The organism is Streptomyces sp. NBC_00667, assembly GCF_036226825.1.
GTDB lineage: Bacteria > Actinomycetota > Actinomycetes > Streptomycetales > Streptomycetaceae > Streptomyces.
Genome location: NZ_CP109022.1, coordinates 2,768,286 through 2,785,000 on the forward strand (window position 1 = coordinate 2,768,286; position 16,715 = coordinate 2,785,000).

Annotated in this window: 13 protein-coding genes and 2 rRNA genes (1 of these 15 only partly in view); 7 read left to right on the forward strand and 8 right to left on the reverse strand. The window is 71.4% G+C overall.

The features are described 5' to 3' along the window. Positions 1 to 16 precede the first annotated feature (16 nt). The 6 genes from OHA81_RS12960 to mtrA all read right to left on the reverse strand — a co-directional run bounded on the left by OHA81_RS12960 (position 17) and on the right by mtrA (position 7,492). Positions 17 to 784 (reverse strand): response regulator transcription factor, encoded by a 768-nt coding sequence (locus OHA81_RS12960; protein WP_329195675.1) that lies wholly within the window; start codon positions 782 to 784, stop codon positions 17 to 19. 238 nt (positions 785 to 1,022) lie between these two features. Then, the gene (gene hpf / locus OHA81_RS12965; protein WP_443056763.1) at positions 1,023 to 1,718 is read right to left on the reverse strand and encodes a ribosome hibernation-promoting factor, HPF/YfiA family; all 696 of its coding nucleotides are present in this window, start codon (positions 1,716 to 1,718) and stop codon (positions 1,023 to 1,025) included. A gap of 383 nt (positions 1,719 to 2,101) precedes the next feature. Next, positions 2,102 to 2,881 (reverse strand): ComF family protein, encoded by a 780-nt coding sequence (locus OHA81_RS12970; RefSeq protein WP_329195677.1) that lies wholly within the window; start codon positions 2,879 to 2,881, stop codon positions 2,102 to 2,104. A 91-nt stretch (positions 2,882 to 2,972) separates the two neighbouring features. Further along, positions 2,973 to 4,835: an LpqB family beta-propeller domain-containing protein gene (locus tag OHA81_RS12975; protein WP_329195678.1), complete on the reverse strand. Its 1,863-nt coding sequence runs from the start codon at positions 4,833 to 4,835 to the stop codon at positions 2,973 to 2,975. Further along, entirely contained in the window at positions 4,825 to 6,801 is a 1,977-nt protein-coding gene (mtrB, locus tag OHA81_RS12980; protein WP_329195679.1) for an MtrAB system histidine kinase MtrB, read from the reverse strand. Before mtrB ends, OHA81_RS12975 begins: the two co-directional genes overlap by 11 nt. A 1-nt stretch (position 6,802) precedes the next feature. Then, the gene (gene mtrA / locus OHA81_RS12985; protein ID WP_189973359.1) at positions 6,803 to 7,492 is read right to left on the reverse strand and encodes a two-component system response regulator MtrA; all 690 of its coding nucleotides are present in this window, start codon (positions 7,490 to 7,492) and stop codon (positions 6,803 to 6,805) included. 233 nt (positions 7,493 to 7,725) lie between these two features. Between mtrA and OHA81_RS12990 the strand changes: the two genes are divergently transcribed. The 7 genes from OHA81_RS12990 (at position 7,726) to OHA81_RS13020 (ending at position 14,931) form a co-directional block, all read left to right on the forward strand. Next, on the forward strand, positions 7,726 to 9,024 hold the full coding sequence (locus OHA81_RS12990; protein WP_329195681.1) for a hypothetical protein: 1,299 nt from the start codon (positions 7,726 to 7,728) through the stop codon (positions 9,022 to 9,024). Positions 9,025 to 9,031: 7 nt separating this feature from the next. After that, the gene (locus OHA81_RS12995) at positions 9,032 to 9,691 is read left to right on the forward strand and encodes a DUF4129 domain-containing protein (protein WP_329195683.1); all 660 of its coding nucleotides are present in this window, start codon (positions 9,032 to 9,034) and stop codon (positions 9,689 to 9,691) included. Next, positions 9,688 to 10,926 (forward strand): DUF4350 domain-containing protein, encoded by a 1,239-nt coding sequence (locus OHA81_RS13000; protein ID WP_329195685.1) that lies wholly within the window; start codon positions 9,688 to 9,690, stop codon positions 10,924 to 10,926. Before OHA81_RS12995 ends, OHA81_RS13000 begins: the two co-directional genes overlap by 4 nt. Next, positions 10,923 to 11,885 carry an AAA family ATPase gene (locus OHA81_RS13005; RefSeq protein ID WP_329195687.1) on the forward strand — a complete coding sequence of 321 codons (963 nt, stop codon included), beginning with the start codon at positions 10,923 to 10,925 and terminating at the stop codon, positions 11,883 to 11,885. Before OHA81_RS13000 ends, OHA81_RS13005 begins: the two co-directional genes overlap by 4 nt. After that, a complete protein-coding gene (locus tag OHA81_RS13010) occupies positions 11,885 to 13,195 on the forward strand; it encodes a DUF58 domain-containing protein (RefSeq protein WP_329195689.1) in 1,311 nt (436 codons plus the stop codon). The genes OHA81_RS13005 and OHA81_RS13010 overlap by 1 nt, the downstream gene beginning before the upstream one ends. A gap of 67 nt (positions 13,196 to 13,262) precedes the next feature. Then, positions 13,263 to 14,195, forward strand: coding sequence for an alpha/beta hydrolase (locus OHA81_RS13015; RefSeq protein ID WP_329195691.1), 933 nt, complete (start codon positions 13,263 to 13,265; stop codon positions 14,193 to 14,195). A gap of 16 nt (positions 14,196 to 14,211) precedes the next feature. Then, the gene (locus OHA81_RS13020) at positions 14,212 to 14,931 is read left to right on the forward strand and encodes a helix-turn-helix transcriptional regulator (RefSeq protein WP_329195693.1); all 720 of its coding nucleotides are present in this window, start codon (positions 14,212 to 14,214) and stop codon (positions 14,929 to 14,931) included. Positions 14,932 to 14,989: 58 nt separating this feature from the next. Here OHA81_RS13020 and rrf read toward each other — a convergent pair. Both rrf and OHA81_RS13030 read right to left on the reverse strand, forming a co-directional pair. Continuing rightward, a 5S ribosomal RNA gene (gene rrf / locus OHA81_RS13025) occupies positions 14,990 to 15,106 on the reverse strand. Positions 15,107 to 15,179: 73 nt separating this feature from the next. After that, positions 15,180 to 16,715 (reverse strand): 23S ribosomal RNA (locus OHA81_RS13030) (it continues 1,587 nt past the right edge of the window).

The following is a 16,715-nucleotide window of genomic DNA, read 5'->3' on the forward strand; positions in this document are numbered from 1 at the left end:
CGCCACGCGCAGCCGGCTACCTGATCTCGAGGATCTTCTCGCGCATCGCGTACACCACCGCTTCCATCCTGGAGTGCAGCTGGAGCTTCTCCAGGATGTTGCGCACGTGGTTCTTCACGGTGTTCTCGGAGATGAACAACTCCTTGGCGATGTCCCGGTTGTTCATGCCCGTGGCCACCAGCTTGAGGACCTCCAGCTCCCGGTCCGTGAGCCGGGGCGCCGGTACCAGGCGGCGCTCGTCCGTCCGCTGGATCATCGACTTGAACTCGGTCAGCAGCTTCGACGCCATCGACGGGCTGATCTGCGACTGGCCGTCCGCCACCGCCCGGATCGCGGTCGCGACCTCGTCCGTCGAGATCTCCTTCAAGAGGTACCCCGTCGCGCCCGCCTTGATCGCCTCGTAGAGGTCCGCCTCCTCGTCGCTGATCGTCAGCATGATGATCTTCGCGGAGGGCGCCACCTCCTTGATCGTGGTGCACGCCTCGATGCCGCCGCGCCGGGGCATCCGTACGTCCATCAGGACGATGTCCGGCAGCAGGTCGGCGGCCTTGTCCACCGCCTCCGCGCCGTCCCCGGCCTCGCCGACCACCTGGATGTCCTCCTCCTGGGCGAGGACGATCTCCAGCCCGCGCCGGAAGAGGGCGTGGTCGTCCACCACGAGCACCCGGATCGGCTCCCCGGCGGACCCGTCGGCCGGGGCGTCCCCGTGACCGTCCGCCACGCGCCCCGCCTCACGACAGCCCGCGCCGTCGTCACCGCGTACCGGCCCGAAGCTGTCCGCCATCGTTCCTCCCCCTGCATGTGCCGAGCTCGACCTGCTCGCCCGCCCACCGCCCGGGCCGACCGCCCGTGCCGCCTGTCGGGCCAAGGCGGCGGGCTGGGCCGCCGCCTGACTGCCCGCCATGATTCCATGCCCCGGCCCCGGGGAGGGGCCCCGTCGGAGGGCCGACTGGCTCATACGCGTCATACAAGTGCCCCCGCGGAGGCCGGGACGGCACTCCACGGGGGCAAGGTTCGAACGCTCAGCCGCCGAGCGATCCGCCGGCGCCGCCGCGCGGTTCCTCCGTGCTGGAGGCGCCGTCGGGATTGACGTGGATGACGCCGTAGTCGTAGGCGTGACGCCGGTAGACGACGCTGGGCAGCTTGCTGTCGGCATCGACGAACAAGTAGAAGTCGTGGCCGACCAGCTCCATCTCGTACAGGGCCTGGTCGAGCGACATGGGTGCGGCGGAGTGGGTCTTCTCCCGGACGACGAGCGGGCCCTCGCCCTGTACCTCAAGGGACCCGATCCGGGTGGTCGGGACCCCGTCCGTGCGCTCCTCGGAGACGGGCTCCCCGTTGCTGTTGAGCTGTGCGACGCCCGGCACGACGTCGGCGACCTCGGCCGCCGAGAGTCGGCCGTTGCCGCGGCGGGTGTAGCGCTTGTCGTGCTGCTTGCGCAGCCGGGCCTCCAGCTTGTCCTGAGCCAGGTCCAGCGCCGCGTACGGGTCTGCTGCCGCGGCTTCCGCCCGGATCACCGGGCCCCGCGAGTGCAGGGTGATCTCCACGCGGTCGGAACGGTCGGCCTGGCGCGGGTTGTGCTCCTTGGACACCTCGACGTCCAAGCTGATCACCTTGGCGTCGAGCTTCTGGATCCGCTCGGGATTCAGCTTCTCGGCCACGTGCTTGCGGAACCGCTCGGGCACTTCGGTCTTGCGGCCCTTGACGACGATGTCCACGCAGAACTCCGTTCCCGGATAGCTCCGCCTTTCGGGGCGAAGCGTCTCCCTTTCGCACCAGGCTCCGGTGAACACCAGAGCCTCGGACTTGGCGACTTTCACCTCCTACTCCCCCATCGGCAAGATCCACATCCCACCGACTTCGGAGCAGAGAGACACCCTCTGACACGAAGATTCAAAAACGGGCGGGTCGGTGCTCCGATGACGTGGGGCCCAAGGATCGCCAGTCCTCACAACCGAACATATCTCTCTCTGCCGGTTGTCGGCACCCGCTGCCGGAACATACCTCCGTTCAGTTCTGTTCAGCTCGCTTTTTGCTCTTGTGCACGTCTTGGGCATCTCTTGTGATCTGTAACGAGCCGCCTTCCCCCCGGGTTCCACATCTATGCGGTCCACGCGCCGGATTCCCCGGGCGGAGGGCATGGCGACGGCCGGTCCGGCCCGAAGGCGCCCGCCGGAGCCGCCACCACCGCCGCCCCGGCGACCCGCAGCCCGCCGGCCCGCAGCGCCCGCGCCGCCTCCGCCAGGGTGGCGCCGGTCGTCAGTACGTCGTCCACCACCACGATCCGCGCCCCGCCCGCCAGGCGCACCCCGGCCGGGCGCACCTCCAGGGCCCCGGCCAGGTTCACCCACCGCTCCCGGGCTCCCAGACCCGCCTGGTCGGCGACCCGGCGCCGCAACCGCAGGACGGGAGCCACCCGCGCGGGAACACCGGCCCCGCGCAGTCGCGCCGAGGCGGCCAGCGCGATCCGGCGTGCCGGGTCGTGGCCGCGGGCCCGGGTCTGACGGCGGGTGGAGGGCACCGGGACGAGGGCCAGCTCCCCCGCCTCCCCCTCCCCTAACCCACCCGCCCCGCCCGAGCCCGTCGACAGCACGGCCGCCGCCAGCACGGCCGCCGCCAGTGCGGCGCCCAGGGGGCCCGCCAGCGGGAGCGCGCCGCGCTCCTTGTGGGCCAGCACGACGGCCCGTACCGCGCCCCCGTACGCCGCGCCGGCGTGCACCACGGGCAGGGCGGCCGGAGCCGCCGCGGGCCGCACCCGTCCGGCGCCGCTGCCGCCCAGGGCGGTCCGGCACCGGGCGCACAGCACCACCCTCGGCGCCCCGCACCCGGCGCAGTCGGCCGGCAGCACCAGCCCCGCCAGCTCCTGCCACCACCCCCGCATACGAGGACTGTGCCGCCCGGCCGGACCGGTCGCCACCCCTGTGGACAACCGGGAGCCGGAGCCCGCCGCACCCGCTGAGGGGGCGCGCGGTTCAGCCCGGGTAGACCGGCGCGCGGCCGCCCGCCGCCACCGTGCGCCACTGCGCCCCCGGCGGCAGCCACACGATGCCGTCCTCGTCGGAGAACGCCACCACCGGCTTCTCCTCGTCCTCGGTCGTCGCGACCCCGGCCAGACCGGAGGCGCCGGGCAGGCTCGCGGCCGCCGTCGACCCGTCGGAGAGCATGTAGCGGGCCTGCACGACCCCGCCGCTCTCCCGGCCCACCACGAGCAGCCGGGCCCGCGGCCCCCAGCTCATCGCCATCACGTCCGCCATCTGCGGAGCCGCCGGCCGCAGCTCGCGGACGGAGACCGGCGAGGCGTCCGCCTTGCCGTCGGGCCGCTCGATCCGCCCCGTGTACAGGTTCTTGCGACTGCCGTCCTTCTCGACGAGCAGCGCGATGCGCACCCCGTCGGGGGAGGCCTTGACGGCGGTGATCCGGCCGCCGTCCAGCCCGGCCACCTCCACCTTCTGCGGTGTCCCGGTACCGCCCGGCACCCGCCACAGCCCCTGGTTCTGCGGGTCGAGGTCCGCGATCCACAGGTCGCCGTGGGTGTCCCAGCTGGGCGCGGTCAGCTTGCCGGTCCGGCCCGCCGGAAGGGGCAGCGGCTGCGGCATCGGTCCGGCGGTCGTCAGCGTCACCACGTACAGACCGTGCCCGTCGTCGGAGACGACCGCGGCCCGCTTCTCGTCGTAGGTGACGGCCGCCGAACCCACCTTGAACCCGGTGGCCGTCGCCAGCGGCCCGGGCACGGGCTCCGGCTTGTCCTGCTGCTGGTCCTCGGCCTTGACGTTGAGGGACATCCGTACGAGCCGGAAGTCCTTGTCGACGTAGTACTGGTGCTCGGGGTTGGGCGCCGGGTTGGCGATCGCCACCGCGGCCGAACGCGTGACCCAGCACAGCGAGGTCTTGCCGTCGGGGCGCAGCAGTTCCACGCGGTCGAGCCGGGACGCCGTCAGGTCCCTCACCGTGTACAGGAGTTGGGTGGCCATCTTCTGGCACTGCGGCTGCGCGACGTTCTTCGCCTTGTCGTTCAGCGGCACGCGCAGCGTGTTCTGGCCGTCGTACGAGAGGGACTTGGTGCCCGCGCGCAGTTCCGTCCCGGTGGGGAAACTGGAGGTGACGACCGGGGCCAGCCATTTGGAAGGTCCGGCGAGCAGCGACTGCACGGTCTGGGTGGTGGGGTCCATCCGCGAGTCGGGGTCACTGCGCTGGCGCACGTACACCGGGTCGGCGACGAGCGTGCCGCCCGCGAAGTAGTACTTGTTGACGGGCTTGTAGATGCGCTGGAAGTCGGACTCGCTGAGGACGAGGCTGCTCGGCGGGGTCGCGATCCGCCACTGGTCCTTCTCCCGGACCAGCTGGAGCTCCTCCTCGTAGCGCACCCCGCCGGTCTCCGGCTGGTAGGCGCTGCGCTCGTCCACCGTCGCGAGCTTCTTGCCGGTGACCTTCCACCGCGTGTCCTCGGGCTCCTTGGTGCCCTGGACGGGGAAGCGGTCGAGGCCCGAGGAGAGCACGGTGACGGCCGAGCCGGGCTTCCAGTTCTTCGCGGCTTCCTGGGTGAGGTACTTGCGGGCCGTCTCCAGCTGCGGGTCGTCGCTGGTCATGGCCTCCAGGAAGCCGTCGACGATGTCGGCGGCGCTGGCGTTGTCGGCGGGCGGTACGCCGAACACCCGGACCTGGGAGTCGACGCCCTGCGAGGCCTGGACCTGCCGGATCTCCCCGCTGTCGGGCATGGAGGCGCAGCCGGCGAGCAGCAGGGCGAGCGCGCCGAGCGCGGCGTGGGCCCGGACGGCCGACGGCCCCGTCCTGCCCTGCCGGGCCTGTACGTGTGCCGGCCCGCGCTCAGCGTCCACCGGGTCCGTCCTCCTGTGCTGGCTGCTCGGCGGCCTGATCGGCCGCCTGGTCGATGGGACGCGCCACGACCCGGGCCCCGTTGCCGGGCAGCGCCGTCGGATCGGCGGGGACCGGCATGGCGGTGGCGACCGCCGGGCGCGGCGGTATCGGGGAGCGGTCGGCGGGCCGGGGCCCGTCCCCCGCCGGGCCGTTGGCGGAGCCGGCGCGGGCCGCTGCCTCGGCGGCGGCCCTGGCCCGGTTGGAGCGGGAGTCCTCGGGTTCCAGCGGGATCGGGGAGCCGCGCAGCGGTTCGTCGGCCGTGCGCGGCAGGGTGAGCCGGAACTGCGAGCCGCCTCCGGGCTCGCCCCACGCCTGGAGCCAGCCCCCGTGCAGCCGCGCGTCCTCGACGGCGATGGACAGGCCGAGGCCGGTCCCGCCGGTGGTCCGCGCACGGGCGGGGTCGGCGCGCCAGAACCGGTTGAAGACGCGGGTGGCCTCGCCGGGCTTGAGCCCGACCCCGTAGTCGCGTACGGCGACGGCGACGGCCCCGCCCGCGGACGCGAGCCGGACCACCACGTCGCGGCCCTCCCCGTGTTCGACGGCGTTGACGACGAGGTTGCGCAGCACCCGCTCGACGCGCCGGGAGTCGGCTTCGGCGATGACGGGCTGGGTGTCGCCGAGGACCCGGATCCGGGTGCCCTTGTGCTCGGCCAGCGGTTCGGCGCCGTCGATCACGCGGCGCACGACGTCGCGCAGGTCTATGGGCTCGGCTTCCAGGGCGGCGGCGCCCGCGTCGAACCGGCTGATCTCCAACAGGTCCGCGAGGAGCGACTCGAAGCGGTCGAGCTGTCCGGCGAGCAGTTCGGCGGAGCGGGCGGTGACGGGGTCGAAGTCGACGCGGGCGTCGTGGATGACGTCGGCCGCCATCCGGACGGTCGTCAGCGGGGTCCGCAGCTCGTGGGAGACGTCCGAGACGAACCGGCGCTGCATCCGCGACAGCTCCTCCAGCTGCTGGATCTTGAGCTGGAGGTTCTGGGCCATCTTGTTGAAGGCTTCGCCCAGGCGGGCGATGTCGTCCTCGCCGGTGACCTTCATCCGCTCCTGCAGCCGCCCGGCGGAGAGCCGTTCGGCGATCCCGGCGGCCATCCGGACGGGCGTGACGACCTGGCGCACCACGAGCCAGGCGATGGCGCCGAGCAGCACGACGACGAACAGGCCGGCGGTGGCGATGGTGGCCTTGATGAGGTTGAGGGACTCCTCTTCCTGGGTCAGCGGGAAGAGGTAGTACAAGAAGTACGGGTCGCCGTTGATGTCGGTGAGCCGCTTGCCGATGACCAGCGCGGGCGCGGGCGCCTTCTCCCCGGAGCCGGCGGTGTAGCGGATCTCGGAGAAGGTCTTGAAGGTGCCGGTGGAGTGGTTGACGGCGCGGCGCAGGCTGAGGGGGACGCTGGCGGTCGGATCGACGTTGCCGGACGCGCGTGCGCCCTTGACGCCCTGGGCGCCGGGCGCGGCCGGCTCTCCCGCCCCCGCGCCGAGCGCGGCGACCTCGAAGGCGGTCTGGCCACCGCTGGCCAGCTGCTTGACGAGGGAGTTCATCCAGGTGCTGGCGTCCCGGCCGACCTTGTTGTCGGTGACGTCGGCCCCGTCGGCGGCGAAGGGCGTGTTGGCCTTCTCCTGTGCGACCGCGAAGCCACCGGCGGCCTGGCTCTGCGCGGCCTCCTCCTTGGCGTCGAGGAGGCCCTTGCTGACCTGGGCGATGACCACGAAGCCCAGGGCGAGGACGACGGTGAGCGAGAGCAGCAGGGTGGTGGCGACGACCCGCAGCTGGATGTTGCGCCGCCAGAGCCGGACAGCCGGAAGCAGCGGCCGGCGCACGAGGCGTACGCACAGCCGCAGCACGGGGCTGCCGGCCACTCGGTCCTTGAGCAGTCGGCCGCCCCGCAGGGCTCCCCGACGGGAGCCGCCCCGGGGCTTGCCGGGCTGCATGTCAGCTCGGTCCGGCCTTGTAGCCGACACCGCGGACCGTCACGACGATCTCGGGGCGCTCGGGATCCTTCTCGACCTTGGAGCGCAGCCGCTGCACGTGCACGTTGACCAGGCGGGTGTCCGCCGCGTGCCGGTAGCCCCAGACCTGCTCCAGCAGCACCTCACGGGTGAAGACCTGCCAGGGCTTGCGCGCGAGGGCGACCAGCAGGTCGAATTCGAGCGGGGTCAGGGCGATCGAGGCACCGTCGCGCTTGACGGAGTGCCCGGCCACGTCGATGACCAGGTCACCGATGGCCAGCTGCTCGGGCGCCGGTTCCTCCGAGCGGCGCAGGCGGGCCCGGATGCGGGCCACCAGCTCCTTCGGCTTGAACGGCTTGACGATGTAGTCGTCGGCCCCGGACTCCAGGCCCACGACGACGTCGACGGTGTCGCTCTTCGCCGTGAGCATGACGATCGGCACGCCCGATTCGGCCCGGATCAGCCTGCACACCTCTATGCCGTCCCGTCCGGGCAGCATGAGGTCGAGCAGCACCAGGTCCGGCTTCGCCTCCCGGAAGGCCGCCAATGCCTTGTCACCGTCCGCTACGAACGACGGCTCAAAACCTTCTCCACGCAGCACAATGCCGAGCATCTCGGCCAGCGCGGTGTCGTCGTCAACGACAAGGACTCGTCCCTTCATGCTTGACATCATCCCATTAGCTAATCGTTACCTGGCGGTGAGCTGCCCCACAGCCAAAAGGGCTGGAAATCGCCCCTTCGACCTGCGTGGCGATCCGGGCGACCAGTCTGCCCCGGATCCGGGCGACATTTGTAGGCGGGAGCGCACCGGATCTTGGCGGACACCCGGCCCGCTCCCCGTTCCCGCGTGGCACGATGGCAGCCGACCTGCGCCCCTGCCGCAGCGGACGCACGTGAAGGAGCGAGATGAACGACTCTCCGGGCTGGGCTTCGCCCGGGCCCTCCCCGTCGGAAGGCGAGGGCGGCCAAGCCGGTCAGAGCGGCCCGGGCGGCCCGGGTACGCCGGAGGGCATACAGCCCCCCGCACAGCCTCCCGCCGACTCCAAGTGGTCCCAGGCGCAGCCGCCTCCCGGCCAGTGGTCCAGCCCCGCCGCCGAGGCCCCCGCGCCCGCACAGACGCCCCCGCCACAGCCGCAGCAGGGCGCCGGCTGGGGATCGTACGGGGCCCAGCCCGGGCAGCCCGGACAGTACGGCTCCCCCTACGGCGGCCAGTACGGCCACCCCGGCGGCCCCTGGGGGCCGCCCCCGGCCGCCAAGCCCGGCGTGATCCCGCTGCGCCCGCTCGGCCTCGGCGAGATCCTCGACGGCGCGGTCAGCACGATGCGCAGCCACTGGCGCTCCGTGTTGTCCGTCAGCCTCGTCGTGTCCGTCCTCACCGAGGTCGGCAGCATGCTGGTCCGCAAGTACGGCCTGGGCAACATCGCCACCGCCACGGCCGACACGAGCGAGAGCGAATTCTTCGGCGACCTGCGCGACACCCTCGTCCTCAGCGTCTCCAACGGCTTCATCCAGCTCCTCCTCGGCGTCCTCGCCACCGCGCTGCTCACCGTGATCTACAGCCGCGCCGTGATCGGCCGGCCCTCCTCGGTCGGCGAGGCCTGGCGCGAGGCACGCCCCCGCCTGCTGCCGCTGATCGGACTGACCCTGCTCCTCGGCGTCGGCGCGGCCGTCCTCGTCGGAGTGCTGATCCTGCCGGGTGCGCTCCTCGGCAGCGTCGGCTTCACCCTCCTCGGCGCACTCCTCGCCCTGCCGGTCTTCGTCTGGCTGTGGTTCCGCTTCCTGCTGGCCTCACCGGCCCTGATGCTGGAGCGGGCCGGTGTGATCACCTCGCTCAAGCGCTCCGCCAAGCTGGTCAAGGGCTCCTGGTGGCGGATGTTCGGCATCACGGTCCTCACGACCGTCATCGCCGCCATCGTCTCGGGCATCGCCACCCTGCCCTTCACCGTCCTCGCCCTGCTCACCAACTCCGGCGGCCTCTCCGGGCTCGCCGACGGCTCCGTCGCGCAGTCCTGGTCGTTCCTGCTCATCAGCGGCATCGGCGCGGTCATCAGCATGACGTTCGTCCTGCCGATGCAAGCCGGCGTCACCGTCCTGCTGTACATCGACCAGCGCATCCGCCGCGAGGCCCTCGACATGGAACTCGGCCGCGCGGCCGGCCTCCAGGGCTACGAAAGCACCGCCGGCGGCCCCGGGTACGGAGGCTGACACACCGATGAGCACGGGGGGACTCATCGCCGTCGCCGCCGCCACACCACCGGTGACGACCGGGCGCGACGCCGCCCGCGAGGCGGCCGAACGCGAACTGTCCAAGCCGCTGTACCACCAGAACGACCCCAGCCCCCTCCAGCGGGCGCTGGACCGGTTCTGGGACTGGCTCGGCGACTTCTTCGACCGTGCCTCCGGGGCGACCCCCGGAGGCGCGGTCGGCCTGTCCGTCGTCGTCCTCCTGGCCGCCCTGGCCATCGGCGCCCTGTGGTGGCGGCTCGGCACCCCCCGCCGCACCGCCACGTCCGCCGGCACCCTCTTCGGCGAAGCCGCGCGCACCGCCGCCGACCACCGCGCCGCCGCCGACGCCCACGCCGCCGCCGGCCGCTGGACCGAAGCCGTCCAAGAACGGATGCGCGCCGTCGTACGCGCCCTGGAGGAACGCACCCTGCTCGACCCGCGCCCCGGACGCACCGCCGACGAGGCCGCCGCCGAAGCCGCCGCAGGCCTCCCGCAGCACGCCGACGACCTCCGCGCCGCGGCCCGCGCCTTCGACGACGTCACCTACGGCGGCCGCACCGGCGACCCCGACACCTACGGCCGGCTGCGCACCCTCGACCTCACCCTGGAACGCGCCACCCCGCTCCTGACGGGACCCACGGCATGACCGGCCCCACCTCCACCGCCCGGACCCCCCAGGATCCGGCCACAGCCGCCCCTGTCGCCACCGCGGCGATACCCCGGACCACCACCCTCTGGCTCCGCTCCCGGGGCTTCCTGGCCGCCCTCGGCGTCCTCCTGGTCGGCGGCGTCACCCTGGCCGCCCTCCAGTCCGACGGACACCACGGCCGCCTCGACCCCCGCTCCCCCGACCCCTACGGCAGCCGCGCCGTCGCCGAACTCCTCCACCAGCGGGGCGTCACCACCCGCGTCGTCACCACCGCCCAGGAAGCGGCCGCCGCCACCGGCCCCCGCACCACCCTGCTGGTCACCGACCCCGACACCCTCGACGACACCCGCCTGCGCACCCTGCGCAGCGCCTCCGAACGCTCCGGCGGCCGCACCGTACTCCTCGCGCCGACCTCCACGAGCCTCCCGGAGCTGGCCCCCGCCGTACGCGCCCACCCGTACTCCGACCACCGCGTCCTCGACCCGGACTGCGCGCTGCCCGCCGCCCGCGCCGCCGGCCGCGCCACCACCGGGGACGGCCCCCGCTACAGCACCGGCCTCACTGCGGCCACCGCCTGCTACCCCGACGGCGGCCGCGCCACCCTCCTCGTGCTGCCCGCGCCCGCCAAGGACGGCGACACCGTCCTCGTCGGCTCCGAGAGCATCCTGCTCAACCGGACCCTGGCCGAGGAGGGCAACGCCTCCCTCGCCCTCCAGATCCTCGGCACCCGCCCCGCACTCGTCTGGTACCTCCCCGGCCCCGCCGACCAGCTCGCCCCGGACGAAGCCCCCGAGGACAAGAGCCTCCTCGACCTCGTCCCGTCCGGCTGGACCTGGGCCCTGCTCCAGCTGTTCGTCGCCGCCGCCCTCGCCGCCCTGTGGCGGGCCCGCCGCCTCGGCCCGCTCGTCACCGAAGACCTCCCGGTGGTCATCCGCGCCTCCGAGACCACCGAAGGCCGCGCCCGCCTCTACCGCAGGGCCGGCGCCCGCGACCGCGCCGCGACCGTGCTGCGCACCGCGAGCCGCGAACGCCTCGCCGCGCTGGTCGGCGTACCCGCCACCCAGGCCCACGAGCCCGCCACCCTGCTCCCCGCCGTGACCTCCCGGCTCACCGCCGGACGTCCCACGGACCCCGCCACCCTGCTCTTCGGCACCCCGCCCCCCGACGACGCGGCACTCGTCGCGCTCGCCGACCACCTCGACGCCCTCGAAAGAGAGGTCCGCACCTCATGACGGCCACCACGGACAGCGCCCGTTCCTCCCTGGAAGCGCTCCGCACCGAGATCGCGAAGGCCGTGGTCGGCCAGGACCCCGCCGTCACCGGACTCGTCGTCGCGCTCCTGTGCCGGGGCCACGTCCTCCTCGAAGGCGTCCCCGGCGTCGCCAAGACCCTCCTCGTACGCGCTCTCGCCGCGTCCCTCGAACTCGACACCAAGCGCGTCCAGTTCACCCCCGACCTGATGCCCGGCGACGTCACCGGCTCCCTCGTCTACGACGCCCGCACCGCCGAGTTCTCCTTCCAGAACGGCCCCGTCTTCACCAACCTCCTCCTGGCCGACGAGATCAACCGGACGCCCCCCAAGACCCAGTCCTCCCTCCTGGAGGCGATGGAGGAGCGCCAGGTCACCGTCGACGGCGTCCCCCGCAAGCTCCCCGAGCCCTTCCTCGTCGCCGCCACCATGAACCCCGTCGAATACGAGGGCACCTACCCCCTCCCCGAAGCCCAACTGGACCGCTTCCTCCTCAAACTGACGGTCCCCCTGCCGTCCCGCGAGGACGAGATCGGCGTCCTGACCCGCCACGCCGCCGGCTTCAACCCCCGCGACCTGCACGCCGCCGGCATCCGCCCGGTGGCCGGACCCGCCGAACTCGAAGCCGCCCGCACCGCGGTCGAGAACACCACCGTCTCCGCCGAGATCGCCGCGTACGTGGTCGACATCTGCCGCGCCACCCGCGAGTCGCCCTCCCTGACGCTCGGCGTCTCCCCGCGCGGAGCGACCGCCCTGCTGGCCACCGCCCGCGCCTGGGCCTGGCTCACCGGCCGCGACTACGTCACCCCCGACGACGTGAAGGCCCTCGCCCTGCCGACCCTGCGCCACCGCGTACAACTGCGCCCGGAAGCCGAGATGGAGGGCGTCTCCGCCGACGCGGTCATCACCGCGATCCTGTCCCACGTCCCCGTCCCCCGCTGATGGCGCTCACCGGACGCGCCGCGCTGCTCGCGGCCCTCGGCAGCCTCCCCGTCGGCATCCTCGAACCCGGCTGGACCGGCATCCTCGCGGTCAACGGCGCCCTCGGCCTGGCCTGCGCGGTCGACTACGCCCTGGCGGCGCCCGTCCGCGCCCTGCGGCTGGCCCGCTCCGGCGACACCTCCGTGCGCCTGGGCGAGACCGCCGACGTCCACCTCACGGTCACCAACCCGGGCGGCCGCAGACTGCGGGCCCGCGTACGCGACGCCTGGCCCCCCAGCAGCTGGCCCGCCGGCACCGAACCCGGCGCGTCCCGCCACGACCTGGTCGTCCCCGCCGGGGAACGCCGCCGCCTCACCACCCACCTGCTCCCCACCCGCCGCGGGGACCGCCACGCCGACCGCGTCACGGTCCGCTCCTACGGGCCTCTGGGGCTCCTGTCCCGCCAGGGCACCCACACCGTGCCCTGGACGGTCCGTGTCCTGCCCCCGTTCACCAGCCGCAAGCACCTCCCCTCGCGCCTGGCCCGGCTCCGCGAACTCGACGGCCGCACCAGCCTCCTGACGCGCGGTGAGGGAACCGAGTTCGACAGCCTGCGCGACTACCTCCCCGGCGACGACACCCGGTCCATCGACTGGCGCGCCACCGCCCGCGGCCAGAAGGTCGCCGTCCGCACCTGGCGCCCCGAACGCGACCGCCACATCCTCGTCTGCCTCGACACCGGCCGCACCTCGGCCGGCCGCGTCGGCGACGCCCCCCGCCTGGACTCCGCCATGGACGCGGCCCTCCTCCTCACCGCGCTCGCCACCCGGGCGGGCGACCGCGTGGACCTCCTGGCCCACGACCGCCGCCCCCGCGCCCAGGTCCAGGGCCGCTCGGCCGCCGACACCCTCCCCGCCTTCGTCAACGCCATGGCCACCCTGGAACCGGAACTCGTCGAGACCGACGCCCGCTCCCTCGTCTCCACCATCCTGCGCACCGCCCCGCGCCGTTCGCTGGTGGTCCTCCTGACGAGCCTGGACGCCGCCCCCATCGAAGAGGGCCTCCTCCCCGTCCTGCCGCGCCTCACCCAACGCCACACGGTCCTGCTCGCCTCCGTCGCCGACCCGCACATCGCCGAGATGGCCCGCTCCCGCGGCACCCTCGACTCCGTCTACGACGCGGCGGCCGCCACCCGCAGCCAATCCGAGCGCCGCCGCACCGCCGACCACCTCACCCGCCTCGGCGTCCACGTCCTCGACGCCACCCCGGACACCCTGGCCCCCGCCCTCGCGGACGCCTACCTCGCCCTCAAGGCCTCGGGCCGCCTGTAGGTAGTGACCCAGGTCACGCCAAAAGGGTGACAGGGCGTTGTCGCGGGCAGCTGCGACCGTCGGCGGCATGACGATCACAGACCAGGACTGCCTCGAAGAAACCCTGACCTTCAACGACCACTTCGCAGCCGCCCGCGCGGACCGTCCGACCGGCGAACAGGCGCGGAGCGCGGCGACGCTGACGCTCCTGCGGCGCAACCGGCTCGGCGGCGACGCCCCGCCGACGAGGCTGCCGCACGGCCGGAACCGTGTCATCGACGGCGCAGTGACGGTACGGACCTTCGTGCCGGACCACGTCGACGGCGTGTACCTGCACATCCACGGAGGCGGCTGGGCGTTCGGCTCCGCCGACGGACAGGACGAGCGGCTCTGGCGCCTCGCCGAGGGGGCTCGGCTGGCCGTGGTCAGCGTCGACTACCGCCTTGCGCCGGAACACCCGTACCCCGCCGGACCCGACGACTGCGAAACCGCCGCCCGCTGGCTGGTGGACCACGGCCTGGCCGAGTTCGGAACGCAACGACTGCTGATCGGCGGTGAATCGGCCGGCGCCCACCTCAGTGTCATGACGCTGCTGCGCCTTCGCGACCGACACGGCGTCACCGGAGCCTTCCGGGCAGCACATCTGCTCTTCGGGCCCTACGACCTGTCGATGACACCGAGTCAGCGCAACTTCGGCGACCGGAGGTTGCTGAGCAACACCGACAGCCTGCGGGGCAGCTACGAACTGTTCACACCGGGGATGGGAGACGAGCAGCGCCGTAGCCCGGAGGTCTCGCCCCTTTTTGCGGACCTGACCGGGCTGCCGCCCGCCCGGATCGTCGTGGGCACCGAGGATCCGCTGCTGGACGACTCTCTTTTCCTGGCCGCGCGGTGGGAAGCGGCGGGCGCGCCCGTGCGACTCGGCGTCGTCGCCGGCGCGATGCACGGCTTCACCCTGTTCCCGCTGACCGTCACCGAGCGGGAGCTACGGCGAGAGCGGGACTTCCTGGCCACCTCGTGACGGTAGCGTCGGTGCCATGAACCGCACTTCCCGACTGTACGCGCTGGTCGAAGAGTTGCGCGCGGCGGCGCCGCGGCCGGTGACGGTCGCGGCTCTCGCCACACGGTTCGAGGTGAGCACACGCACGGTGCAGCGTGATCTCCAGACACTGATGGAGGCCGGAAAACCCGTGCGCTCCGTGCCCGGACGGGGCGGCGGCTGGTCGATCGCCCCGGAGATGACCCTGCCCCCGATCCATCTCACCGCCGAAGAGGCATCGGCTTTGACCGCCGCGCTCGCCACGGCCGACATCTCCACCCCCTACGCCGGCGCAGCCCGCACGGCAGCCCAGAAGATCACGGCCTCGATGACCGGCCCCGCCTCCGTCGCTGCCCAACACCTCGCCGCACGGATCGTCTCGCTGCCGACGCGGACCGGCAGCGCAGTCCGCGAATCGGTCGAGCAGGCCCTCACGACCAGCACGGTGCTGCGGCTGTCCTACACCGACGCAGCAGGCGGGCAAAGCCGACGTGCAGTGGAACCGGCCGGTCTCCTGGCCGCAGGCGGCCGCTGGTACCTCATTGCCTGGTGTCGCACCCGCCGTGCCGGCCGCGGCTTCCGACTCGACCGCATCACAGCAGCCACTCTGACCAGTGAACGGGCGCGATCCCATGATCTGACCGACCTACTGCGCGAATCGACAGCCGCCGCCGCAGTCCAGCCCCCCGTACTGGCCCGACTCACAACCTCGCGGTAAACGCAGAAAAGCCCCGCACCGGCCCCGGAGGGCTGGTGCGGGGCTTCCCGCAATGATTGTTCGGCGGCGTCCTACTCTCCCACAGGGTCCCCCCTGCAGTACCATCGGCGCTGAAAGGCTTAGCTTCCGGGTTCGGAATGTAACCGGGCGTTTCCCTAACGCTATGACCACCGAAACACTATGAAGTTGACCAACCGGATGACAACACGGTCGTTACTTCAGAACTAACACAGTGGACGCGAGCAACTGAGGACAAGCCCTCGGCCTATTAGTACCAGTCAGCTCCACCCGTTACCGGGCTTCCACATCTGGCCTATCAACCCAGTCGTCTACTGGGAGCCTTACCCTCTCAAGGAGGTGGGAATACTCATCTTGAAGCAGGCTTCCCGCTTAGATGCTTTCAGCGGTTATCCCTCCCGAACGTAGCCAACCAGCCATGCCCTTGGCAGGACAACTGGCACACCAGAGGTTCGTCCGTCCCGGTCCTCTCGTACTAGGGACAGCCCTTCTCAATATTCCTACGCGCACAGCGGATAGGGACCGAACTGTCTCACGACGTTCTAAACCCAGCTCGCGTACCGCTTTAATGGGCGAACAGCCCAACCCTTGGGACCGACTCCAGCCCCAGGATGCGACGAGCCGACATCGAGGTGCCAAACCATCCCGTCGATATGGACTCTTGGGGAAGATCAGCCTGTTATCCCCGGGGTACCTTTTATCCGTTGAGCGACGGCGCTTCCACAAGCCACCGCCGGATCACTAGTCCCGACTTTCGTCCCTGCTCGACCCGTCGGTCTCACAGTCAAGCTCCCTTGTGCACTTACACTCAACACCTGATTGCCAACCAGGCTGAGGGAACCTTTGGGCGCCTCCGTTACTCTTTGGGAGGCAACCGCCCCAGTTAAACTACCCATCAGACACTGTCCCTGATCCGGATCACGGACCGAGGTTAGACATCCAGCACGACCAGAGTGGTATTTCAACGGCGACTCCACCATGACTGGCGTCACGGCTTCAAAGTCTCCCACCTATCCTACACAAGCCGAACCGAACACCAATATCAAACTGTAGTAAAGGTCCCGGGGTCTTTCCGTCCTGCTGCGCGAAACGAGCATCTTTACTCGTAGTGCAATTTCACCGGGCCTATGGTTGAGACAGTCGAGAAGTCGTTACGCCATTCGTGCAGGTCGGAACTTACCCGACAAGGAATTTCGCTACCTTAGGATGGTTATAGTTACCACCGCCGTTTACTGGCGCTTAAGTTCTCAGCTTCGCACGCCCGAAAGCGCACTAACCGGTCCCCTTAACGTTCCAGCACCGGGCAGGCGTCAGTCCGTATACATCGCCTTACGGCTTCGCACGGACCTGTGTTTTTAGTAAACAGTCGCTTCTCGCTGGTCTCTGCGGCCACCCCCAGCTCAGGAAGCAAGTTCCTTCACCAGTGATGGCCCCCCTTCTCCCGAAGTTACGGGGGCATTTTGCCGAGTTCCTTAACCATAGTTCACCCGAACGCCTCGGTATTCTCTACCTGACCACCTGAGTCGGTTTAGGGTACGGGCCGCCATGAAACTCGCTAGAGGCTTTTCTCGACAGCATAGGATCATCCACTTCACCACAATCGGCTCGGCATCAGGTCTCAGCCTTAATGAGGGACGGATTTGCCTACCCCTCGGCCTACACCCTTACCCCGGGACAACCACCGCCCGGGCTGGACTACCTTCCTGCGTCACCCCATCGCTTACCTACTACAAGTCTGGTTCGTCGGCTCCACCACTTTCCTTTCC

What these genes read in the sequence shown, in the direction of transcription:
- OHA81_RS12960 (WP_329195675.1), bottom strand. Translation starts at nt 784, where the DNA reads ATGGCGGACAGCTTCGGGCCGGTACGCGGTGACGACGGCGCGGGCTGT.
- OHA81_RS12970 (WP_329195677.1), bottom strand. Translation starts at nt 2,881, where the DNA reads ATGCGGGGGTGGTGGCAGGAGCTGGCGGGGCTGGTGCTGCCGGCCGAC.
- mtrB (WP_329195679.1), bottom strand. Translation starts at nt 6,801, where the DNA reads ATGCAGCCCGGCAAGCCCCGGGGCGGCTCCCGTCGGGGAGCCCTGCGG.
- mtrA (WP_189973359.1), bottom strand. Translation starts at nt 7,492, where the DNA reads ATGATGTCAAGCATGAAGGGACGAGTCCTTGTCGTTGACGACGACACC.
- OHA81_RS12990 (WP_329195681.1), top strand. Translation starts at nt 7,726, where the DNA reads ATGAACGACTCTCCGGGCTGGGCTTCGCCCGGGCCCTCCCCGTCGGAA.
- OHA81_RS12995 (WP_329195683.1), top strand. Translation starts at nt 9,032, where the DNA reads ATGAGCACGGGGGGACTCATCGCCGTCGCCGCCGCCACACCACCGGTG.
- OHA81_RS13000 (WP_329195685.1), top strand. Translation starts at nt 9,688, where the DNA reads ATGACCGGCCCCACCTCCACCGCCCGGACCCCCCAGGATCCGGCCACA.
- OHA81_RS13005 (WP_329195687.1), top strand. Translation starts at nt 10,923, where the DNA reads ATGACGGCCACCACGGACAGCGCCCGTTCCTCCCTGGAAGCGCTCCGC.
- OHA81_RS13010 (WP_329195689.1), top strand. Translation starts at nt 11,885, where the DNA reads ATGGCGCTCACCGGACGCGCCGCGCTGCTCGCGGCCCTCGGCAGCCTC.
- OHA81_RS13015 (WP_329195691.1), top strand. Translation starts at nt 13,263, where the DNA reads ATGACGATCACAGACCAGGACTGCCTCGAAGAAACCCTGACCTTCAAC.
- OHA81_RS13020 (WP_329195693.1), top strand. Translation starts at nt 14,212, where the DNA reads ATGAACCGCACTTCCCGACTGTACGCGCTGGTCGAAGAGTTGCGCGCG.